This is a genomic window from Promicromonospora soli (assembly GCF_014653785.1).
In the GTDB taxonomy this organism is placed as follows: Bacteria; Actinomycetota; Actinomycetes; order Actinomycetales; family Cellulomonadaceae; genus Promicromonospora; species Promicromonospora soli.
This window is the reverse complement of record NZ_BNAS01000005.1, coordinates 284261-307222: the sequence shown is the minus strand read 5'-3', so window position 1 is coordinate 307222 and position 22962 is coordinate 284261. Positions and strand designations below refer to the sequence as shown.

Annotated in this window: 16 protein-coding genes; 15 read left to right on the top strand and 1 reads right to left on the bottom strand. The window is 70.0% G+C overall.

Annotated elements, in window-relative coordinates; genetic code table 11:
* Positions 1-61 precede the first annotated feature (61 nt).
* From IE250_RS17545 to IE250_RS17495, 11 genes are all read left to right on the top strand, one after another.
* On the top strand, positions 62-1033 hold the full coding sequence (locus IE250_RS17545) for a hypothetical protein (protein WP_189670571.1): 972 nt from the start codon (positions 62-64) through the stop codon (positions 1031-1033).
* Between the two features lie 14 nt (positions 1034-1047).
* Positions 1048-1509 (top strand): hypothetical protein, encoded by a 462-nt coding sequence (locus tag IE250_RS17540; RefSeq protein ID WP_189670570.1) that lies wholly within the window; start codon positions 1048-1050, stop codon positions 1507-1509.
* A gap of 65 nt (positions 1510-1574) precedes the next feature.
* The gene (locus IE250_RS17535) at positions 1575-2033 is read left to right on the top strand and encodes a hypothetical protein (protein WP_189670569.1); all 459 of its coding nucleotides are present in this window, start codon (positions 1575-1577) and stop codon (positions 2031-2033) included.
* A 231-nt stretch (positions 2034-2264) separates the two neighbouring features.
* Positions 2265-5369 carry an AfsR/SARP family transcriptional regulator gene (locus tag IE250_RS17530; protein ID WP_189670568.1) on the top strand — a complete coding sequence of 1035 codons (3105 nt, stop codon included), beginning with the start codon at positions 2265-2267 and terminating at the stop codon, positions 5367-5369.
* Positions 5370-5536: 167 nt separating this feature from the next.
* Positions 5537-5911, top strand: a complete 375-nt coding sequence (locus tag IE250_RS17525; protein ID WP_189670567.1) for a hypothetical protein — start codon at positions 5537-5539, stop codon at positions 5909-5911.
* A gap of 228 nt (positions 5912-6139) precedes the next feature.
* Complete coding sequence (locus tag IE250_RS17520) at positions 6140-6481, top strand: hypothetical protein (RefSeq protein ID WP_189670566.1); 342 nt, start codon at positions 6140-6142, stop codon at positions 6479-6481.
* A 189-nt stretch (positions 6482-6670) separates the two neighbouring features.
* Entirely contained in the window at positions 6671-7012 is a 342-nt protein-coding gene (locus IE250_RS17515) for a hypothetical protein (protein WP_189670565.1), read from the top strand.
* Positions 7013-7213: 201 nt separating this feature from the next.
* Positions 7214-7801 (top strand): ATP-binding cassette domain-containing protein, encoded by a 588-nt coding sequence (locus IE250_RS17510; protein ID WP_189670564.1) that lies wholly within the window; start codon positions 7214-7216, stop codon positions 7799-7801.
* The gene (locus IE250_RS17505) at positions 7798-10164 is read left to right on the top strand and encodes a hypothetical protein (RefSeq protein WP_189670563.1); all 2367 of its coding nucleotides are present in this window, start codon (positions 7798-7800) and stop codon (positions 10162-10164) included. The genes IE250_RS17510 and IE250_RS17505 overlap by 4 nt, the downstream gene beginning before the upstream one ends.
* 103 nt (positions 10165-10267) lie before the next feature.
* Positions 10268-13354: an AfsR/SARP family transcriptional regulator gene (locus IE250_RS17500; protein WP_189670562.1), complete on the top strand. Its 3087-nt coding sequence runs from the start codon at positions 10268-10270 to the stop codon at positions 13352-13354.
* Positions 13355-13578: 224 nt separating this feature from the next.
* Entirely contained in the window at positions 13579-16680 is a 3102-nt protein-coding gene (locus IE250_RS17495) for an AfsR/SARP family transcriptional regulator (RefSeq protein WP_189670561.1), read from the top strand.
* 24 nt (positions 16681-16704) lie between these two features.
* Here the strand turns inward: IE250_RS17495 and IE250_RS17490 are convergent, their stop codons facing one another.
* Positions 16705-17658: a sulfotransferase family protein gene (locus IE250_RS17490; RefSeq protein ID WP_189670560.1), complete on the bottom strand. Its 954-nt coding sequence runs from the start codon at positions 17656-17658 to the stop codon at positions 16705-16707.
* A 225-nt stretch (positions 17659-17883) separates the two neighbouring features.
* Here IE250_RS17490 and IE250_RS17485 point away from each other — a divergent pair, with 225 nt between their 5' ends.
* From IE250_RS17485 to IE250_RS17470, 4 genes are all read left to right on the top strand, one after another.
* On the top strand, positions 17884-18687 hold the full coding sequence (locus IE250_RS17485) for a CAP domain-containing protein (RefSeq protein ID WP_189670559.1): 804 nt from the start codon (positions 17884-17886) through the stop codon (positions 18685-18687).
* A 79-nt stretch (positions 18688-18766) separates the two neighbouring features.
* Positions 18767-19288: a CAP domain-containing protein gene (locus IE250_RS17480; RefSeq protein WP_189670558.1), complete on the top strand. Its 522-nt coding sequence runs from the start codon at positions 18767-18769 to the stop codon at positions 19286-19288.
* Between the two features lie 96 nt (positions 19289-19384).
* Positions 19385-21475: an acyltransferase family protein gene (locus IE250_RS17475; protein WP_189670557.1), complete on the top strand. Its 2091-nt coding sequence runs from the start codon at positions 19385-19387 to the stop codon at positions 21473-21475.
* A gap of 19 nt (positions 21476-21494) precedes the next feature.
* A complete protein-coding gene (locus tag IE250_RS17470) occupies positions 21495-22958 on the top strand; it encodes an NCS2 family permease (protein WP_189670556.1) in 1464 nt (487 codons plus the stop codon).
* Positions 22959-22962 lie beyond the last annotated feature (4 nt).

The window sequence follows — 22962 nt, the reverse complement described above, 5'->3', positions numbered from 1 at the left end:
CGGGCGGTGAGCGTCGACGTTCGCCCCCTCTCCCCCAGGGGGCGAACGTCAGACCCGGTCCGTGGAGGAGGTGATCCGAATGAAGCGAGTCTTTCTCGCCGCCTGTGCGGCGGCTGTCGCCTCGGTGACCGTGGTGGGTTGCACGACGGCGGCGGCGGGCCCGGTCTCGGAAGCCGACGCCGCTCGTGTCGACGCAGCACAGGCTGACACCGCCGCGACAGAACGGGCGGTGACCGATGCCGAGCAGGTGCTGGTGGACAAGGCCCGTGAGCTCCTGATCGAGGACTGCATGGCAGCCGAGGGCTTCCGGTACAGGCCGGTACCGGTCGCCGGCGTTGAAGAACGTCAGGGCTCTGGCTATGTACTCGATGACGTCGGCTGGGCGCGCGAGCACGGCTACGGCACGGAGCTGCAGGATCGGTTGGTGGCGATCCTGCAGGACGACACCAACAATGCCTATGCCAACGCGCTGCCGAAGGCGGAGCGCCTGCGCTACTCCAAAGCCCTGGACGGTGATGCGTCCGCAGACATGCTGACGGCGGAACTGCCCATGGGTGGCGCCATCCAGACGCCGGCCGACAGCTGTGTGGCGCACGCGAAGGGTGAGCTCTACGGGGACTTCGCCGCCTGGTTTCAGGCCGAGAAGGTCGCCGCCAACCTCGTTGGCCTCTACGCGGACGACCTCGTCGCGGACGAGCGCTTCGAGACGGTGCTCGCGGCGTGGTCGGAGTGCATGCGCGAGCGCGGCCACGACTACCCCGACCCGCCCGCGATCCGCGAGGACCTGCCCCGCCTGACCGACGGGCTGAGCGACGAGAAGGCTCTTGACGTCGAACAGGAACTGGCGGTCGCCGAGGCGATCTGCGCCACCCGGGAGACCTCGCTCGTCAGCACGACGCGCGACCTGGAGAGCGAGTACCGCGGCCGGCTGTGGCAGTACCGCGACGACGTCATCACATACCAACGGCTGCAGCACGCGGCCGTGGAGCAAGCCAGGGAGATCCTGGCCGCTGAACCGGCACCATCCAACTAGTCAAGGAGCACGTCATGCGCAAGATCTCAATCCTGCTTGCAACGCTCGGCCTCGTGGTCACGGGGGCGTTGTTCCCGGTCGCGAGCGCTCAGGCTTCCGCGGCCTGTGACACCGCGTGGAACGCCGCGACGCCCGGCCGCTTCGGCGCCTTCGAGGACATCCACTGCGCCGGCGTTCTGGGCTCGGACGCAGACGACGACCCGAACTGGGCGGACTCGGTCGGCAGCTTCCAGGGCAGCGACAACGACAAGGCAAGCTCGCTCCTGCACAAGGGCAACTCCGGGCTGGCCGTCAGGGTGTGGAGCGATGCCAACTACCGAGGCAACTTCGGATGCATCACGAAGGACGAGAAGTATGTCAGCGACCTCCACGACAACTACCTGACGGGTGGGACTGACAAGTTTCGCGCGTGGGACTCGATCAGCTCCCACGAGTGGGTGTCCGAGGCCTACTGCTACGGCGCGTTCCTGAGCTGACGGTTTCGGTCCTGACCGTCCAGCGGCTCTAGATCCGCAATCACCCAACCCAAGAGGGAGCAATCATGCGCAAGATCTCAGTCCTGCTCGCGACGCTCGGTCTCGTGGCCACTGGGGCGTTGTTCCCCATGAGCGTTCAGGCGTCGACAGCCTGTGACAACGCGTGGGACGCCGCGAAGTCGGGCTACTTCTTCGCGTACGACGCAACCAACTGCGGCCGCACCCTGGGCGCCGATGTGGGCAACGACGTGGACTGGAACGACCGGACCGGCGCGTTCCAGCAGGGCGACGGGGACAAGGCGGAGTCGCTGCTGCACAAGGGCACCTCCGGCCTGGCTGTCCAGGTGTTCGACCACGCACACTTCGGCGGGAACTGGAGCTGCATCAAGAAGTCCGAGTACTACGTCAGCAACCTCCTCGACGACCGCCTGGAAGCCGGGCCCGGCGGCGCTCCCGCGGCGAACACGATCAGCTCCCACAGGTGGGTCAACGCGAAAGACTGCGGCGTCTACTTCCTGCACTGACGGATCGGCGTGTCAGACGTACGGGTCACTCGGGTGACCCGTACGTCTGACGCCGTTGTCGTCGGGCAAGCCTGTCCTGGTCCGCCGTCGACCGTGTGCCCAGGTGGACGGCATACCCCTTCAGGGAGTTCAACCGCGACCCTTTGCACGACGCCGCATTTGCTGTACGGCCTCGTCCACCGTCCGATTACTGTCTGCCTCCGGGGCTCTACGCCGAGGCAGGGGGAGACGATGGTCCGGTTCCAACTGCTCGGTTATGTTGCTGCGCAGAGCGAGCGCGGGCCGGTCCCGCTCGGTACGGCGCGTCAGCGGGCCGTCCTGGCGGCGCTGCTGGTCGAGCCGGGCGTGCCGGTCTCGCTCGACCAGCTGGTCGAGCGGGTGTGGGGCACGACGGCGCCGCGCAGTGCGCGGCAGACCCTGCACAGCTACATCTCGCGGCTGCGGTCCGTGCTCGACGACGTGGGCGGCCCAGCGCCGACCCGCAGGTCCGGCGGTTACGTGCTCGACGTCGACGCCGCCGCGGTTGATCTCCACCGCTTCCGCGCCCTGGTCGCGCAGGCCCGGTGCGCCGACGACCACACCGCCGGCTCCCTGTGGCAGGACGCCATGGCCCTCTGGCAGGGCGTGCCGTTCGCCGACCTGGACAGCGACTGGCTGCACTCCCTCGCCGTGACGCTCGCGGCCGAACGGCAAGCGGGCTGCCTCGACTACTACGACCTGCTGCTGCGGCGCGGAGAACACGCGCGGCTTCTGCCCGAGGTGGCCGCCGCCGCGGAGGCGCACCCGCTCGACGAACGGCTGGCCGGGCAGCTCATGGTCGCCCTGTACCGATGCGGACGGCAGTCCGACGCGCTGGCGCACTTCCGGCTGGTCCAGGAACGCCTGGCCGACGAGCTCGGCAGTGATCCCCGTCCGGCGCTCTCCGACCTGCATCAGCGAATCCTGCGGCACGATCCGGAGCTGGCCGTGCCGACGACCGTCTCGGTGGCCGCTCCGGACAGCTCCACCGGCTCGCACACTGACAGCGCGGCGGGCAGTGCCTCGGCAGACGCGCCTCCTGGTCCGGTCAAGTCGCGGCACCGACCGGCGCAGCTGCCTCTCGACGTCGCCGGGTTCACCGGGCGTGACGACGACCTGCGGCGCCTCGACGCGCTGCTGCCCGACGTCTCGAACGACCCGGCGACCCGGACCGTGGTGATCACCGCGATCCGCGGCACGGCCGGGGTCGGCAAGACGGCGCTCGCGGTGCACTGGGCTCATCGGGTCGCGGACCGGTTCCCGGACGGGCAGCTCTACGTCAACCTCCGTGGCTACGACCCGGAGCAGCCTATGCGGCCCACCGACGCGCTCGCCCGGTTCTTGGTCGCGCTGGGCGTCGGGGAACGGGACATCCCGCTGGACAGCGACGAGCAGGCCGCCCGGTACCGGAGCGAGCTGGCCGGGCGCCGGATGCTCATCGTGCTGGACAACGCTGGCAGCGTGGCTCAGGTGCGGCCGTTGCTGCCCGGGAGCGGCTCGTCGACCGTCGTGGTGACCAGCAGGGACAGCCTGTCCGGCCTCGTCGCGGTACACGGCGCCCACCAGGTCGATCTCGACCTGTTCCCGGCGGCCGACGCGGTGGACCTGCTGCACCGGCTGATCGGGCCACGCGTCGTAGCGGAGCCCGAGGCGGCCGCGACGCTCGCCGAGCAGTGCGCCCGGCTCCCGCTGGCGCTTCGGGTCGCCGCCATGCGGGCGACCTCGCAGCCGGACCTGCCCCTGGCCGAGGTCGTGGCCGAGCTGGGCGACCGGCAGGAGCGGCTCGAGCTGCTCGACGCCGGTGGCGACCCGTACGCGGCCGTGCATGCCGTGCTCTCGTGGTCGATCCAGCACCTGCCCGAGCAGGCCGCTCGCACGTTCCGGCGGCTGGGCCTGCACCCGGGACCGGACCTGGACCAGTACGTGGCGGCGGCCCTGACCGGTCTCGCGCCGAACGCGGCGCGCCGGGTCCTCGAGTCGTTCGTCAGCGCGCACCTGCTGCACCGCACCGGTCCGGGCCGGTACGGCATGCACGACCTGCTGCGTGCGTACGCCACCCGCCTGACCGGCACCGAGGACACCGACGAGGACCGGGAGGCGGCAGCGCAACGGCTTCTCGCCTACTACCAGGCCGGAGTGGTCGCCGCGATGGACACCCTGTACCCGGGGGAGGCGTTCCATCGGCCCGATGTCACCATGTCCGGTGTCCCGATCCCCGATCTGTCCAGGCCGGACAGCGCACATGGATGGCTCGAGGCCGAACGGTTCTGCGTGGTCGCGATCGCGGAGCATGCCGCCGACCACCAGCAGACCGGCTACGTGGTAGGACTCGCACGGATCTTGCACCGCCACCTGGGCGACAGCGACCTCACGCACCTGATCACCATCAACGGACATGCCCTGCGTGCCGCCGAACGCACAGGCGACCGGATCGGCCAGGCTTACGCGCTCCGCGGGCTCGGCATCGGATACACCCGGGTGAGCAGGTACGAGACAGCCACCGATCACCTCGAGCGGGCATTGGCTCTGTTCCGCCAGAGCGACGATCCGGTGGGTGAGGCTCTCGTGCTGAGTGGACGGGGAGTCATCAAGTCCCGGCTCGGCAAGTACGACGACGCGCTCGACGATCACCGCGAGGCGATCGCTCTGGCACGGCAGGCCGGCAACCGCTTCTGTGAGGCTTCCGCGATGACCAACCTCGGCCTGGTCGAGGAACGGATGGGCAACTACGCCGGGGCGGCAGAGACCGAGCAGCAAGCTCTCGCGATCATGCGGGATGTCGGCGCCCGGAACTCCGAGGCGGTCGTCCTGAACAACCTTGCCAACGCCGAGCTGGAGCTGAAGCGGTACCCGCAGGCCATCGACCACGTGCGCCACTCCCTGACGATCATCGAGGAGCTGGGCAGCATGATGAACAGGGCCCACACTCTCGACACCCTCGGTGTCCTGCACCTGCGCATGGGTGAGCCAGAGTCGGCCCGTGAGTGCTTCCAGCAGGCGCTCGCCCACTACCGGCAGGTCGGTGACCAGGGCGAGCTGGCCTGGCCGGTGAACGGCCTCGGCGAGGTCGCCCGGGTCACCGGCGACCCGGCCGCCGCCCTGAGCTTCCACACCGAAGCACTCGCCATCGCCACCGTGGGCGGGTCACGGCACCAGCAGGCCCGCGCCCACGCCGGCATCGGCCACGCGCACCGCGCCCTGGGCGGCGCGGGCTGGGCTCGTGCCCACTACGAGCAGGCCTACCTCATCTACACCGAGCTCGGCATGCCCGACGCCGTAGAGATGCTTGAGCTGATGGGGGACGTGCCGGTCGCGTGACCGGTCCGTCAGGTGACGGCAGCCACTGTCCGGCGAGGTAGCCGAACGGTGGATTGCCCGCCGCCTCCTGTTCCTTCTCGAATCAACGGATCTGCAAGCCGCGCACAAGTTCCTTGCAATCGTGCCTGAGTACGGTAGATATCGGCGCTGATGGCGGCGCACTACCAATGTCCGGTCAGGAACGACAGAAAGGACTCACTGTGCTCAAAAATAGGACAATCGCCGAGAAACTCGGATCGGTGATGTTCGCCGGCCTCATGGTGCTCACAGCCGGCGTCGCGGTGGGTGCTGCACCGGCGTCCGCCGCCACCAGCTGCAACGCTTGGTTGGCCGAGAAGGAGGTCGCTGGGTTGAACCAGTTCCGTGCCGCAGCTGTCTGCACGGACATCGACAGCAACGTCAGGGTGCGCGTTGTGTTGGATCGTGAATCAGCCTCGGACTACTACAGCCCCTGGATCACGATCGAGAACAAGGCCTACTACACGGACTGGGCTACCTGCCCTGCGGGCTGCGACGCCTCTCTCCAGGTCAGGCAACTCTGATCAACGGACGGTCTGTTCCCGCACAGGCCGAATCGCGCCCGGATTCCTCGCGTCAAGCCCTCCAGGCGTAACTCTGCTGTACCCGTCCGGCTTCCGTCGATTCTTCGAATCAATGACATTGCAAGCCGTGCACATGTTTCTTGCAATCGCTCCAGCCTACGTTTGGTGCTGGCGCCAATCGGTGTCGCACTTCCAATGTTCGTTCAGGAAGACAAGAGAGGATTCACAGTGCTCAAGAACAGGACAATCGCCCAGAAGCTCGGGTCGGTGATGTTCGCCGGTCTCATGGTGCTCACGGCCGGCGTCACGATGGCGGCCGCGCCAGCGTCCGCCACCAGCTGCAGCAGCCACCTGGACCGGGAGGACCGTCCCAACGCGCTCGACGGGTTCCGTGCCGGCGCATCCTGCTCGGACATCAACGGCAACCATAAGGTCCGCGCCCAGCTGATTCGCGACGGTGGAACGGACAACGAGAGCTCCTGGTTCACGACCGAGAACAAGACATACCACACGGTCTGGACCACTTGCTACCTGGGTTGTGACGACGACTACGAGGTCGGAACCCGCTGACCATAAGCATCGTCCGTGGAGGGTCTTGTCGCCAAGACCCTCCACGGTTGGTTTGCCGGGCAGCCTTTCGAGTCAAGTTCTGCAAGCCGTGCACATGTTTCTTGCAATCGCTCCAGCCTACGTTTGGTGCTGGCGCCAATCGGTGTCGCACTTCCAATGTTCGTTCAGGAAGACAAGAGAGGACTCACAGTGCTCAAGAACAGGGCAATCGCACAGAAGCTCGGATCAGTGATGGTCGCTGGTCTCCTGGTGCTCAGCGCCGGCGTCGCGGTGGCGGCCGCGCCGGCGTCCGCCACCTCCTGCAACAGCTGGCGGGGCCAGAAGGTGAACGACCACGGACTCGACTCGTTCCGTGCTGGGGCTGCCTGTACGGAGATCAACAGCAACCACAAGGTGCGCGCTCAGTTGGTTCGTGACGCCGCTAAGGACAAGTTCAGCGACTACTTCACGACCGAGAACAAGTCCTACTACTCAGTCTGGGTCACATGCTACGCGGGCTGCAGCGACGACTACCAGGTCGCGAGTCGCTGATCTCGTGCACTAACCGTGGGGGCCTTGTCACAAAGGCCCCCACGGGCTCGTGCTGTTCCCGCAAGGGTGCCGGACGAAACCGGTCCATGAGGGATTTCGGCCACAGCCGGGGCTGTCCCTGACGAAACGTATTGGAGTCCAATGATCTCGCTCAGCTGCGTATCCGTCGAATACGGCGACAAGATAATGCCGCTCGACGATGTGTCTCATACGTTCCACACCGGAACGACGGCGGTGACCGGCCCGAGCGGCAGCGGAAAGAGCACCCTCCTGAGACTGGTCGCCGGCCTGCAGAACCCGACGGCCGGGACCGTGGAGATCGACGGAGAGCCGGTCGGCCGGGCGTCGTGGTTCTCGGCCGGTGACCCACGGGTCTCGGTCATTTACCAGGACTACCGGCTGGTGCCGTTCCTGACGGTCGCGCAGAACCTGAGTCTGGCCGTCGAGGCCCGCGGAGCGAAAAGCTCGACGGACCAGATCGAGGCGGCGCTGGCACGCGTCGGGCTGCCGTCGTCGATGGCCGACCGGCTGCCGGGCTCGATGTCGAGCGGCGAGCAACAGCGGGTGGCCATCGCCCGAGCGCTCGCGGTCGAGAGCCCGGTGCTCGTGGCCGACGAGCCGACGGGCGCCCTGGACGCCGACAACACCGCACGGATCACCGATGTACTCCTGGAGCTCGGGCAGAGCGACGACCTGACAGTGATCGTCGCCACTCACGACCTGAGCGTGGCCGAGCGGATGGACCAGCGGATCAACCTGGGCGCGGGTCTCCTCGTGGCAGCCGCATGAGCGGGCGGGTCTCGGGTGCTCGGTTGGTCGTCGCCTACGTGCGGCATCGTGGCGTCCAGGTTCTGGTCTTCGCGCTGCTGGGCTTTCTGCTCGCAGCCGCGGTGGTCGGCCCGGCCACCGTTCGCGCCAGCGCAGCGGCGGCCGCCGCCGAATCGCTCCGCGCGGAGCTCAGCCAGCGCACGTTCGCCCTCCAGACGAACAATCCGGAAGTAATCGACCACCTAGACGGCCTGCCCGAGGTCGGCCCGGTCCAGGACGGTGTGGGCGAGGTCGCGTCCGGGGATGCCTCGGCACCGGTGGCGGTTCGGACGACGACGGACCCCCAGCTTCAGCTCGGAGTGCTGAGCGCCGGAGAACACCCGGACGAGCCAGGCGAGCTGTCGATCTCCGAGCCCGTGGCCGAGGCGCTCGGCGTGGCCATCGGCGACACCGTTTCGGTCCGGTCGGACGACGACGAGGCAGCGGGGCTGGTCGTGGGATACGTCCGCGACCCGGCCCACGTCGCGGACAGCACGATCATCAGGGTCGTTCACGACTCGCCGTCATTCCACCCGACCCGCTGGCTGAGCAACGCGGACTTCTACACCTATCCGGAGCTGCGGCTGGCGCTCGACCGGCGCTCCGCGACGTATCAGCCCGTCGAATGGCTCCTGTTCGGCGCGGAGGTCAACTCCCCGCAGCTCCTCAGGGCGCTGGCATACGTTCCGGCAGGTGCGGGGATCCTCGGCGGAATTCTCTTCCTTTCCCTGGTCGCCGCGCTGGCGCGCACCTGGACGTCGGACGCCGGGACACTCGTCGCCGCCGGGCTCACGCCCCGCAGCGCGTGGCGACACATCCTGTGGACCAGTCTTGGGTCGGTTCTCCTCGGCGTGATCGCGGGTTTCTGGGCCGTGCTGGCGGGAATCCGGCTGGCCAGGACAGAAGTCTCCGCATGGCTCGGCCAGAGCTGGGGCCACGTGGTCACTCCGTGGTCGCAGGTCGCCCTCGTCGTCGGAACGGTGATGCTGGCCGCGGCCCTGAGCGTCCCCGTCGCGCGCTACCTGCCCAGGCTGTGGTCCTGGCGCCCCCGACCCACCAGAGCCCGACGCCGGTGGCTCGTCCCGGTCGCCGGAGCGGTCGCCGTCGCCGGAGCGATCGTGTGGTTGATCGCCCTGCGCGCGAGCTTCGCGGTGGTCGACGATCCCACGGCGCGGCTCGCGCCGATCGGTGCGGCCGTCGTGCTGCTCTCGGCGCCGATCATCTTCGGGGCCCTGCTCGGGCGCGCGTTTCCGGGCGCCATACGGTCGCTGTTCTCCGGTTTCGCGCGAGCGATGTGGGTGCCCGCCGCAGTCGTGGCGACCCTCGTCCTTGCCACCGGCCTCTGGTCGGCGCAGACGACCCGCGACGCGAACCGGGGCGAGTCCATGTCGCCGCTACCCGTGCCCGCCGGATCCTTCGTGATCAGCTCGATGCCCGACACGGCGATCCCCGCACTGCGGGGGCTCTACGGCGACCTCGGCGGGCATGACGTCGTCGCCTACGAGATCCCCGATGCCACGGACGGGAACCTCCGTGTCTCGTCGCCCGGCACGCTTCGATGCATGATCGACTCGGGCGTGACGACGATCACCGAGGTACCCCCACGGTGTTATGACTCGCCGGTCGTGGCGCCGATCAACACGGTTCTCCTGGGCCCGCCCGGATCTGATCCGCAGGCGGAGGGCGGGCTGGTGGCGGACGACGCCGTCGGGCTCATCTGGTTCTCGCGCGATACCGGGTCGATCACCCGTACCGGGACGACCGACGCCGGGCCGGGGGCGGGGCTCGGCGGCAACCTGCCCGGGCTCGTGGTACCCGCCGACGGCTCGGTCGCCCAGGAGTACAACCTGGAACCCAGCGGGATGAGCGAGGTGATGCTCACCGACTTCCACCGGCTCTCTCCCGAGGACCGGTACGCGCTCCGCGCCGGGGTGCTTCGCCTCGCGCCGGGCGCGGAGCTGGCCGACGGGACGAGCCGGACGGGGTACGACCGGATGCGCACGCAGGCCGACGTCGTGAGCGTGGTCGGGGCAGTCGCCGCGGGAACGGTGCTCCTTCTCGGGGGCGGGCTGGCCGTCCTTGCGCAGCGGCTCACCCGCAGAACCCTGGTCGATGTGGGCTTCTCGCCCGCCCGCAGGGCGGTGCTGGCACTGTGCTGGTCGTTGGTGCCGGTCCTTTCCGCGGCCCTCGCACTGGCGCTCGTCTTCCTGACGGTCTCGGTCGGCGGCCGCGCGCTGGACGTCTCTTTCGGCGAGCTCTGGTACCTGCCGGGGATCGCGGCCGTCGTGGCGAGCGGCATTCTCTGGTTCGTCTTCTACCGGGTGCCCGAGCGGGGCCGCCCCTGAGACGCACCTGCCCACACACTGCCCGTCCGGACCACGCCCGCATATCGCCCTGCGCACCGCCTACTCTTGCCTTCGACGGCTCGACGCGGAGGTATGGGCGGACATGGTCTGGTTTCAACTGCTCGGCCACGTCTCGGCCCGGAGCGAAGGCGGTGAGGTTCCACTCGGCTCGGCCCGGCAGCGAGCGGTGCTGGCGGCGCTGCTGGTCGAGCCTGGCACGCACGTCTCGCTCGATCAGCTCGTCGACCGGGTATGGGGCACGACGCCGCCACGCAGCGCCCGGCAGACGTTGCACAGCTACGTGTCTCGGCTCCGGAGCGTGCTCGACGACCACGACGGGCCGCTCCTGGAGCGCCGCTCCGGCGGTTACGTCCTGGAAGCGGACGATTCCACGGTGGATCTGCAGCGCTTCCGTACGCTCGTCGCGCAGGCCAGGCGAGCGGACGGCGATGCGGCCGGCGCACTGTGGCAGGAAGCGATGGGCCTGTGGCGGGGCCGGCCGTTCGCCGACCTGGACAGCGACTGGCTGCGGTCGACGGCGGTCAGGCTCGAGGCAGAGCACCTGGCGGCCGTCCTCGACCACAACGACCTGCTGCTGAGCTCTGGACAGCACGCGCGCCTGTTGCCCGGTGTGACCGCCGCAGCGGAGACTCACCCGCTTGACGAACGCCTCGCCGGGCAGGTGATGCTCGCTCTGTACCGGTGCGGACGGCAGTCCGACGCGCTGGCCCACTACCGGCTGCTCCAGGAGCGCCTGGCCGACGAGCTCGGCAGCGATCCCGGTCCTGAGCTGCGCGAGCTGCACCAGCGCATCCTCCGGCACGACGCCGAGCAGGCCGCGCCGGACGGCGCACCGAACACGGACCGGAGCGCCCCGTCGCCCGCCTCGCCGTCACGCCCGGCGGCCGACGTCGCGGCCGACAAGCTGGCCCGCCCCGCACAGCTACCCCTCGACGTGACGGGGTTCACCGGGCGTTCCGGTGATCTGCGACGCCTGGACGAGCTGCTGGTGCCCGGCGCTGACGACGGCCGCGCAGGGCGGACCGTGGTGATCACCGCGATCCGGGGGACAGCGGGTGTCGGCAAGACTGCGCTCGCGGTGCACTGGGCGCACCAGGTCGCCGACGATTTCCCCGACGGGCAGCTCTACGTCAACCTCCGTGGCTACGACCCGGAGCAGCCGATGCGACCGGCCGATGCGCTGGCCCGCTTCCTCGCGGCGCTCGGCGTCCCGGAGCGCGACATCCCCCTGGACGACGACGAGCGGGCCGCCCGGTACCGGAGTGAGCTCGCCGACCGCCGCATGCTGATCGTGCTGGACAACGCGGGCAGTGTGGCCCAGGTGCGACCGCTGCTGCCCGGGAGCGGTGCCTCGACGGTCGTGGTCACCAGCCGGGACAGCCTGGCCGGGCTGGTCGCGGTGCACGGTGCCCACCGGATCGACCTCGACCTGCTCCCTACCGCGGACGCCGCCGGCCTGCTACGGCGGCTGATCGGCGAGCGGGTCGACGCCGATCCGGTGGCCGCTGAGCTGCTCGCCGAGCAGTGTGCTCGCCTTCCCCTGGCCCTCCGGGTCGCAGCGGTGCTGGCGACCTCCCAGCCGGACCGGCCTCTGGCCGACGTCGTGGCTGAGCTGGCCGACCGGCAGGAGCGGCTCGAGCTGCTCGACCCAGGCGGCGACCCCTACGCAGCCGTCCAGGCGGTCTTCTCGTGGTCGATCCAGCATCTCCCTGAGCAGGCGGCACGCATGTTCCGACGGCTCGGCCTGCACCCGGGACCCGACGTGGACCCGTATGGGGCGGCAGCACTGACGGGCACCGATGTGGCGCCTGCTCGCCGCGCACTGGAACTACTTGTCAGCGCCCACCTGCTCCACCGGGCGGACCACGGTCGATACGGCATGCACGACCTGCTGCGCGCCTACGCCGCTCGACTGGCAGCCACGGAGGACACCGGCGATGACCGAGACACGGCGGAGGATCGGCTCTTCACCTACTACCAGGCCTCGGTCTTCGCCGCGGTGGACACCCTGTACCCGGCCTCGGTGCACTACCGGCCGGATGCCACCGAGCTGCTGACGCCGACACCCGACCTGGCCGTGCCGAGCCGTGCGCGCGACTGGCTGCAGGCCGAACGCTCCTGCCTGCTCGCGATCGTCGAGCACCCTGCCGCCCACCAACGGTCCGGGTACGTGGTCGGGCTCGCCCGGTTGCTGCACCGCTACCTCAGCAGCAGCCACACCGTCGACCTGATCGCGATCAACACTCATGCCCTGCGTGTCGCCGAGCGCGCGGGCGACCTGAACGGACAAGCCCACGTGCTGCGCCAGCTCGGCGTGGGGTACGTGCGGGTCAGCCGGTACGAGCTGGCCGTCGAGCACTACAACCGTTCGCTCGCCCTGTTCCGGCAGACCGGTGACACGATGGGAGAGGCCCTCACACGGATCTACCGCGGAAATGTGGACTATCAGCGCGGTGACCCCACGACGGCCCTGGAAGGCCACAATCGGGCGATCGCCCTGGCCCGGCAGGCCGGCGATCGGTTCATCGAGGCGGTTGCGCTCACCAACCTCGCGGCGGTCGAGGGAAGGCTTGGGCATGACGCCACGTCCTACGACGCCTGCCAGCAGGCCCTCGTGATCTTCCGGGATCTCGGTACTCTGTACGACGAGGCCGTCGCTCTTCACAATCTCGCGAACGTCGAGATGAGCCGGGGGCAGCACGTCGCCGCGATCGAGCACCTACGTCGATCCCTGACCGTCGCCGAAACGCTGGACATCGCGGTCATGAAGGCGACCGTCCTGGACACGCTCGGCATGTTGCACCTCCGCCTGGAGGAGCCCGATCAGGCGACCGAATGCTTCCGGCGGGCGCTGACCCACAGTCGCGAGATCGGTGACCGAAGCAGCCAGGTCTGGTCCATCAACGGACTCGGCGAGGCCGCCCAGCTTGCCGGCAGCTCCGCTTCCGCTCTGAGGTTCCACACGGAGGCGCTCGGGATCGCCACCGACGTCGGCCTCCGCCACCAGCAGGCCCGTGCCCATGCCGGCATCGGCCACGCGCACCGCGGCCTGGGCGACCCGGACCAGGCCCGGAGCCACTACGAGAACGCGTACGTCATCTACACCGACCTCGACATGCCCGATGCCGCGGAGATGTTCGAGCTGATGGGCGACGTGCCAGCTGCGTGACACCACGCTTTCTGGACCCGTCCACGACCCCGCACTCGCCACCATGAGCTCGCCGGGCCCTTCGGGTCTGTCAGGTGACGACGCCGCCCGCGTTGCGGGTCAGCTGTTCGAGCACCTTCAGCGTCCTGGACCGACGTCCCGCGAGCCGAGCCAGGCCCATGTATCACCCGGCGCACCGCCTACTCTCTTGCCTTCGGCGGCTCGACGCGGAGGTAGGGGCGGACATGGTCTGGTTTCAACTGCTCGGTCACGTCTCGGCCCGGAGCGAGCGCGGTCAGGTCCCGCTCGGCTCGGCTCGTCAACGGGCCGTGCTGGCGGCGCTGCTGATCGAGCCGGGCGTGCACGTCTCGGTGGAACAGCTCGTCGACCGGGTGTGGGGAACGACGCCCCCGCGCAGCGCCCGGCAGACATTGCACAGCTACGTGTCTCGGCTACGGAGCGTGCTCGGCGACGAGGGCGGGCCGCTCCTGGAGCGCCGCTCCGGCGGCTACGTGCTGGAAGCGGACGAGTCCGCAGTGGACCTGCAGCGCTTCCGTGCGCTCGTCGCGCAGGCCAGGGGGGCCGACGACGACCACGCCGGCGCTCTGTGGCAGGAAGCAATGGGCCTGTGGCAGGGCCGGCCGTTCGCCGACCTGGACAGCGACTGGCTGCGGTCCGTGGCAGTCAGGCTCGAGGCGGAGCGCCTTGCCGCCGTCCTCGACCACAACGACCTGTTGCTGCGGTCGGGAGAGCACGCGGGCCTTCTCCCCGAGGTGGGTACCGCCGCGCGGGCCCATCCGCTCGACGAACGCCTGGCCGGTCAGCTGATGCTCGCGCTGTACCGCTGCGACCGGCAGGCCGACGCCCTGGCGCACTATCGCCTGGTCCAGGAGCGGCTGGCCGATGAGCTCGGCAGCGACCCCGGACCGACGCTCCGCGAGCTGTACCAGCGGATCCTGCGGCACGACGACGAGCTTGCCGCGCCGACCGAAGTCCCCGGGCCTGCCTCGTACGATCCGGGCAGCTCGGAAGTTGACGGCGCGGCAGGCGGCGATGCGGCGGAAGGCGTCCCCGTTGCGGTTGAACGGTCCCGGCGGCCGGCGCAACTGCCCCTCGACGCGGCGGGCTTTACCGGACGAGCAGACGAGATGCGGCGCCTCGACGAGCTGCTGTCCGACGCATCAGCCGATCGTGGAAGGCGGGAGGTCGTGGTCACCGCGATCAGCGGCACAGCCGGCGTGGGCAAGACCGCGCTCGCGGTCCATTGGGCGCACCAGGTCGCCGATCAGTTTCCGGACGGCCAGCTGTACGTGAACCTGCGCGGCTACGACCCGGACCAGCCGATGCGGCCGGCCGACGCGCTCGCCCGGTTCCTGGCAGCGCTAGGCGTCGCGGAGCGGGACATCCCCCTGGACAGCGACGAGCGAGCGGCCAGGTACCGCAGTGAGCTGGCCGAGCGCAGGATGCTGATCGTGCTGGACAACGCAGGCAGCGTGGCCCAGGTGCGGCCCCTGCTCCCCGGGAGCGGCACGTCGTTGGTCCTGGTCACCAGCCGGGACAGCCTGGCTGGGCTGTTCGCCGTCCATGGTGCCCACCAGGTCGGTCTCGACCTGCTGCCGGCCGCCGAGGCGGTCGACCTGCTGCACCGGCTGATCGGCGACCGGGTGGTCACCGAGCGGGCCGCGGCCGCGACGCTCGCCGAGCAGTGCGCCCGGCTTCCGCTGGCACTGCGGGTCGCGGCAGTGCTGGCGACGCCCCGGCCGGACCGGTCGCTGGCCGATGTGGTGGCGGAGCTGGCCGACCGGCAGGAGCGGCTTGAGCTGCTCGATCCCGGCGGTGACCCGTACGCGGCCGTCCACGCCGTCTTCTCCTGGTCGATCCAGCACCTGCCCGAGCAGGCGGCACACACCTTCCGGCGGCTGAGCCTGCATCCTGGCCCCGACCTGGACCCTTACGTGGCCGCCGCACTGACCGGCCTGGAGCCGAACCGCGCCCGCCGGATCCTGGAGACGCTCGTCAGCGCCCACCTGCTGCATCGGACCGGTGCCGGCCGCTACGGAATGCACGACCTCCTGCGCGCCTACGCAGCTCGCCTCGCGACTGCACTGGACACCGAGCACGAGCGGCAGACGGCGGAGCGACGGCTCCTGGACTACTACCAGGGCGCGGCCTACGCCGCAGTGAGCTCCTTGTACCCGGCCGAAGTGCAGTATCAGCCCGACGGGACGCCGGACGCTCCGCTTCCCGATCTTTCGGAGCCGACGTCGGCGCGCGAGTGGCTCCGGGCCGAGCGGGGCTGCCTCGCGGCGGTCGCCGAGCACGCTGCGGACCGGCACGACGACCGGTACGTAGTCGGGCTCGCCCTGATCCTGCACCGCTACGTCAACAGCGCGCACCCGGTCGACCTGTTCGTCGTCAACGCGCACGCCCTTCGCGCCGCCGAGGAGGCAGGCAATCTGGCCGGCCAGGCACAGGTCCTGCGCCAGCTTGGTGTCGGACACTCCCAGGCCGGCCGGTACGAGACCGCCCTCGAACACTTCCACCGGGCGCTCGCACTGTTCCAGCAGAGCGGAGACCTGGTGGGTGAGGCGCACACGCTGACCAACCTGGCGTCGATCGATCATCGGCGGGGTGACCACAAGGTCGCCCGGGAAGGCCACTACCGGGCGCTCGCCGTGGCCCGGCGGGCCGGCGACCGGTTCGCTGAGGCATCGGTGCGCAACAACCTCGTTGGGGTCGAGGCCGGGCTGGGGAACATCGACGCGGCCTACGAGACGTGCCGGCAGGCGCTCGCGATCTTCCAGGACATCGGCGCGCGGTACTGCGAGGCTATCGCGCTCAACAACCTCGCCAACACCGAGCTGGAGCGAGGGGAGTACACGACCGCCGCAGAGCGACTGCGACGGTCCTTGGCGACCGCCGAGGCCCTGGGCATCGTGACCATGCGGGCGTACGTGCTGGACTCGCTCGGCATGCTGCACCTCTACCTGGAGGAGCCGGACGAGGCCGCGTCGTACTTCGGGCAGGCGCTCGTCGTGTGCCGTGAGACCGGTGACGTCAGCGGCCAGGCCTGGTCGTTCAACGGGCTGGGTGAGGCTGCTCTGCTCGCCGGCAGCACAGCCGAGGCCCTGCGATCGCACACCGAGGCGCTCGGCATCGCCATCCAGGTGGGTTCTCGTGATCAGCAGGCCCGCGCCCACGCCGGCATTGGCCACGCGCACCACGCCCTGGGCGATCCAGACCTGGCCCGGTCTCACTACGAGCACGCCTACGTCATCTACATCGAGCTCGAGAATCCCGAGGCCGCGGACATGCTTGCGCTGATGGGCGAGGTGCCGGCTACGTGACTACCCCGCGCGGCCGGGCCGTCATCACGCCTCAGCCGTCAGGGGCGCAGGCGCACCTATCGGTGCCGGGGCCCACGGGGCCGCCTCGTCCAGCCTGCCGAGGTCGTAACCGTGGGCGCGGATCCGGTCCCCGAGGTGCTCGTTGACCACGTTCCGGTAGCGGGGGAGCAGCGCGGCGTCGGTGACGTCGCGGAGCAGGTCCGCCCGAGGAGTGCCCCGGCGCGAGCCGAGGCGCGCGAGGTGGGTCCGGACGCGGCCCCCGAGCTGCCGGCGGCCGCCGGTCTCCCACAGCTCGGCGTAGCGATTGCCGGGCCGGACGCCGACCGCGTCGACGGAGTTGGCGTCGAGCTCGATGTCCAGGAACCGGGCCACGCGGCCTAGCTGTTCCGCGGGGTCCCGCATCAGGTGCTCGTACCGGAGCACGAGCAGGTTCTCGATGTGCAGCGCGTCCTCCGCGAACACGTCGTGCGCGTGCACCCAGTGCTCGATGAGCCGCGGGAAGCCGTACGTGAACCGCCCGTGGGTAGGGGTGGCCCACTTGCGCACCGCCAGCGCCTGCACCACGGGGTGCCGCGTCACCACGATGAAGCGGGACTTCGGGAAGATCTCCTGGAAGTAGCGCATCTTCGTCAGGTTGGGCGGCGACTTCTCGACGAGCACCTTGCGGTCGAGGTCCCAGTAGGGCGCCCAGCTCTGCCAGAGCCGCGCTCCGGCGTCGGGCGCGCACTTCGCGTCTTCTTCGGTGAGGTGCGCCCGCGGGTGGAACGACCATTCGGACGTATTACCCAGGCCGCCCATAGAAATGTCTTGAATGCGCTGGCCCTCGTCCATGACCGCGCCGGTGCCGGCCAGTCCGGAGGCGTCTGGGCTCGAACCGACAATACGGGCAACAAGGGCGGTGCCGCTTCGATGAAGACCGCCTACGAACACAATGCGACGGTCGTTCCAGGGCGTGCTGCTCGTACTCGTTCCGGACATGGGCAACCTAAGCTGGTCGACTGGAATGGATCGCTGGTGCACCGCAAAAATATGCGATGAATGTGCAGCGTGCGACCTGAATCGTCCGACCGCCCGCGCACCTCCCACCTGCGAGATCAGGCCCGAATTCCCAGGATCGCGAAACGCGCCGACCGTCCTCATGCGCCCCGGTCAACCTTTCGGCGCATTCCGCACGGTCGTGATCGCCGGGTATTGTGCGGCCTTGTGTCCCCAGCGCCTTGCACGACGTCGTCCGCGGCCCAGCCGGGGCGCGCCCCGCGCAGGGCAGTCGCCCGCGCTGTGCTGGCCGTGGTGGTGGGCGCGTGCCTCACGGCGTGCGCCGGGCTCCTCGACCCGGGCGCCGGACCGTCGCCCGCGCCGGGGGTAGCGCCCGGCGTCGTGGGCCAGTCGGTGGTGGCGGAGCGGGCACCGTCCGCGCAGCCCACGTCGGTGGGGCCGATCCACGGCGAGCACCTCCAGGAGTCCGCGGCGGTAGAGGTGCGGCCTGCGCCGAGCGAGTCGGCGTCGCGCGGCGTGGACCGGCCGACGCCGGGGGCGGGCGACTCCGGTGGGAGTTCCGGCGGTGACGCCGGTGGAACCGGTGGCGGCACGGGGGAGGGCTCCGGGGACGGCGGCGCCGATGCGGACCTGACCGACGCCGAGCAGTACGCCCAGGCGTTGGAGGAGGAGGTCAACGGCCATCGCACCGCGAACGGCCTCCCGGCCCTGGTGCACGACGACTGCGCCTACGACGTCGCGCTGGAGCGGGCCCGGGCGCTGATCGGAAAGGAGCTGGCGCACGCGCCGCTCGACCCGATCTTCGAAGCCTGTCCCACCACGGCTGTGGCGGAGAACCTCGCCAAGGGTGCGTGGTCCCCGGCGGAGGCGGCGCAGGGCTGGATGGACTCAGAGGGGCACCGTGCCAACATCCTGAACGGTGACCTGACGCGCGGCGCGATCGCCTGCGTGCCGGATGGCGGCGACCCCGCCGCGCCGGTCATGATCTGCGCACACGTGTTCCTGGCCTAGACGCGGCGCACCTCTGTGCGGTCTGGCGGTGCATGGCTCTGACTTGTGGATGGCGGGCGAGCGGTGTCGAATCGACGTCGTGCTCCGCATCCCGACTCGCCTCGCCGCGGCGTTCGTGCCGGCCGCAGCGCTGCTCACGGCCTGCTCGGCGGTGCCGGACAGCCCGGAGGTCACGGCGACTCCCGAGGCGACGTGGACGGCGCCCGCCGACGTGGACCTGGCCGATCCGGAGCAGTACGCGGCGGCCCTGGAGGACGGCGTGAACGCGGCGCGCGCGCAGGTCGGCCTGCCCGCGCTGGAGCACGAAGACTGCCTGGAGCCCGTCGCGGTGGACCGCGCCGAGGAGCTGATCGGCGCGCCGGAGCTCGTGCATGCGCCGCTGCCGCCTGTGCGGGAGAGCTGCCCGGGCGGGCTCGTGGCCGAGAACCTCAGCCGCACCGCGAACCCGCCGCAGGATGTGGTGCAGGCGTGGCTGGACTCGCCGTCGCACTGGGAGAACCTGGTGAGCTCGGAGCTGCAGCGGAGCGCGATCGGGTGCGTGATCGACGGCGGCACCACCGGCGCGCCTGTGCTGGTCTGCTCCCACGTGTTCCTAGATTGACTCTCCCCAGACCCTCCTTGATAAGCGGGCAACCTGACCCGTTGTGCCCGTTATGGTGTGTGGCGCGCACCCGTCCGGAACGACCGCAGGAGAAAAATGGCGCAGGCGACGACAACCGCCGTCGACCGATCCACCGGATCGCCCGCCGAACCCAGCGGTCCAGGGGCGGACGGGGTACCCGCCACCCCGGGCGCCGGGCACACGTTCCGCACCGACATCAACGGGCTGCGTGCGGTCGCCGTGCTCGCCGTCGTCGTCTACCACGCGGGGATCGCGGTCCCCGGCGGGTTCACCGGCGTCGACATCTTCTACGTGATCTCCGGCTACCTCATCAGCTCGCTGCTGCTGCGCGAGGTGGACCGCAGCGGGACCGTCGACCTCGTCGAGTTCTGGACCCGCCGGATGCGGCGGCTGGTGCCGGCGCTCGCGCTGGTCGTCTCGGTCACGCTCGTCGCGTGCCTCCTGATCCTCTCGCCGCTGGTCTGGGGCCGCCTCGCGTGGCACGGCGCGTCGGCCATGCTGTTCGTCTCCAACCTGCTGTTCCCGTACCAGGGGCAGGACTACTTCTCCGACTCCGTCACCCCGAGCCCCTACCTGCACACCTGGTCGCTCGGCATCGAGGAGCAGTTCTACATCTTCTGGCCGCTGCTGATCCTGCTGGCGGTCGCGATCGCGCGGCGCACCCGCATCCCAGCCCGCCGCATGCTGCAGCTGCTGTTCGCCGGCACCTTCGTGGTGTCTCTGCTGGTCTCGGTATGGCTGACGGCGGCCGTCCCCGACTGGGCGTTCTACGTGCTGCCCACCCGCGCCTGGGAGTTCGCGGGCGCTGCCCTCGTCGCGACGCTGCCGTGGGGGCGGCTCGCCGAACGCTCCCGCCTGCGACCGGGCGTGCTGCGGGCCCTGCTCGGCACCGCGGGGTTCGTGCTGCTGGCGCTCTCGTTCGTGCTCGTCCACGAGACCGACCCGTTCCCCGGCACCGTCGCCCTGCTGCCCGTGGGCGGCGCGCTGCTCGTGCTAGCCGCGGGCAGCGTCTCGGGTTCCGGTACCTGGGTGGACCGCGTGCTCGACCTGCCTGTGCTGCAGCGCCTCGGCGACGTCTCCTACTCCTGGTACCTCTGGCACTGGCCGTTCGTGGTGCTCACCACCGCAGCAGTGCAGGACGACGCCATCTGGATCAAGGTGCTCGCCTCGCTCGCCGCCCTCGGCGCAGCCGTCGCGACCTACCGCTGGGTCGAGAACCCGATCCGGTTCAGCGGCGCCCTGAAGTCGTGGCGGCGTACCGCCGCGGTGACCGTGGTGATCGGGCTCGCCGTGGGCGGCCTCACCGTCGGCACCCGCGTCGCGACCGGGGCAGTGCTGCAGCGCGAGCCGTACGCCACGGCGGTCGAGGCCGGCGCCGAGCCGAAGCCCTACGAGTGCACCGAGACCACCCGGACGACGTCGGGCGCCGAGCTCTGCCTGCTGGGCGACGTCACCGCAACGACCACCGTGCTGCTCCTCGGCGACTCGCACACCATGCAGTGGATCCCCGCCTTCGACGCCGCGGCGCGCGACGCCGGCCTGCGCCTCGCCGTCCGCTGGCGGCACGGCTGCCCCGCCGCCGAGATCAAGGTGGAACAGCCCGCGGAACGCGGGCCGTGCGGCGACTACCAGGCCGAGTCCGTCCGCGTCGTCGACGACCTGCGGCCCGACGCCGTGGTCGTCAGCCAGGCGCAGATCTACGCCGACCGGATGCAGAACGCCGACGGCACCCGGATGACCGACGACGAGGCGCGCAGCACCTGGGCGACTGCGAACGACAAGCTGTTCGCGCACCTCACCGCCGTCGCGCCCTCCGTGGTGGCGGTCATCGACAACCCGCAGCTCGACGTCGACCCGCTCGAATGCCTCACCCGGCCGGGGGTCGGGCTCGGCGACTGCAGCATGTCGCGCGCCGAGGCCGAGGGGTCCAACGGTGACCTGCCGGGCATCAGCGCCGGCATCTGGACGAAGTACGGTGTCACCACCTGGGACGGCGTCTGGTCGCAGACCTGCGACGACACGACCTGCGGCGTCGGGGACACGAGCCACCCCGTCTACCGGGACTACCACCACCTCAGCGTCGACTACGTGATGACACAGGTGCGCTCCGTGGAACAGATGCTCCGGAGCGCGGTCACGGCACGTCGTGGAAGCAACATCGGGTAACGAAGGGGAACATCGGACCATGACTCAAGCCCAGGCCCAGGCGCGGGGCGTCGTCGACCGGTACTTCAAGATCAGCGAACGCGGTTCCACCGTCTGGACGGAGGTGCGCGGCGGGCTCGTCACCTTCTTCACGATGAGCTACATCGTGGTGCTCAACCCCCTCATCCTGGGCAAGGTGCCCGACGGGACCGGGCAGTTCCTCGGGGGCGACTCCTCGGCGGACAACCTTGCCGCCATCGCCGCGGCGACAGCTCTCGTGGCCGGCATCATGTCGATCCTCATGGGGGTCGTCGCGAACTTCCCGCTGGCGCTCGCGGCGGGCCTCGGCCTGAACGCCGTCGTCGCGTACTCCGTGGCCGCGCTGCCGGGCATGACCTGGGCCGATGCCATGGGCATCGTCGTGCTCGAGGGACTCGTCATCCTGATCCTGGTGGTCACCGGATTCCGGGAGGCGGTGTTCAACGCCGTGCCGCGCGAGCTCAAGATCGCGATCAGCGTCGGCATCGGCCTGTTCATCGCCTTCATCGGCGTGTTCGACGCCGGCTTCGTGCGCATCCCGGCGTCGCTGACAACCCCCACGGAGCTTGGCGTGGGCGGCTCGGTCGGCACCTGGCCGCTGTTCGTGTTCGCGTTCGGCCTGCTGCTCGCCGCTGTGCTGATGGTGCGCAAGGTGCGGGGCGGCATCCTGATCGCGATCATCGCATCGACGGTGCTGGCCCTGATCGTCGAGGCCGTCGGCAGTATCGGCGCGCGCGGCGACGATAACCCGGGCGGCTGGGCGCTCAACGTCCCCGCCCTGCCGGACTCGGTCGTGGCGCTTCCGGACTTCTCGCTGATCGGCCAGTTCTCGCTGTTCGGGTCGATCGAGAAGATCGGCCCGGTGGCCGTGATCCTGCTGGTGTTCACGCTCCTCATCGCCGACTTCTTCGACACGATGGGCACGATGGTCGCCATCGGCGGCGAGGCAAGGCTGCTCGACTCGCGGGGAAACCCGCCGCGGACCACCCAGATCCTGATCGTCGACTCGCTCGCCGCGTCGGCCGGCGGCATGGGCTCGGTGTCGTCCAACACGGCGTACGTCGAGTCGGCGTCCGGTGTGGGCGACGGCGCACGGACCGGGCTGGCTGCTGTGACGACCGGTGTGGCGTTCCTGCTCACCACGTTCCTGTCGCCGCTCGTGGAGGTGGTGCCGCACGAGGCCGCCACGCCGGCGCTCGTGATCGTCGGATTCCTGATGGTCGTCCAGGTGACGGGTATCAGCTGGACCAACCTGGAGGTCGCCATCCCGGCGTTCCTCACCATGGTGCTCATGCCGTTCGCGTTCTCGATCACCGTCGGCATCGGGGCCGGCGTGATCTCGTACGTGGTGCTCAAGATCGCGGTCGGCAAGGTCAGCAGGGTGCACCCGCTGCTGTGGGTGGCGGCGGCGCTGTTCGTCGTCTACTTCCTGATCGGCCCGATCCGGAGCGCGTTCGGCATCTGACGGA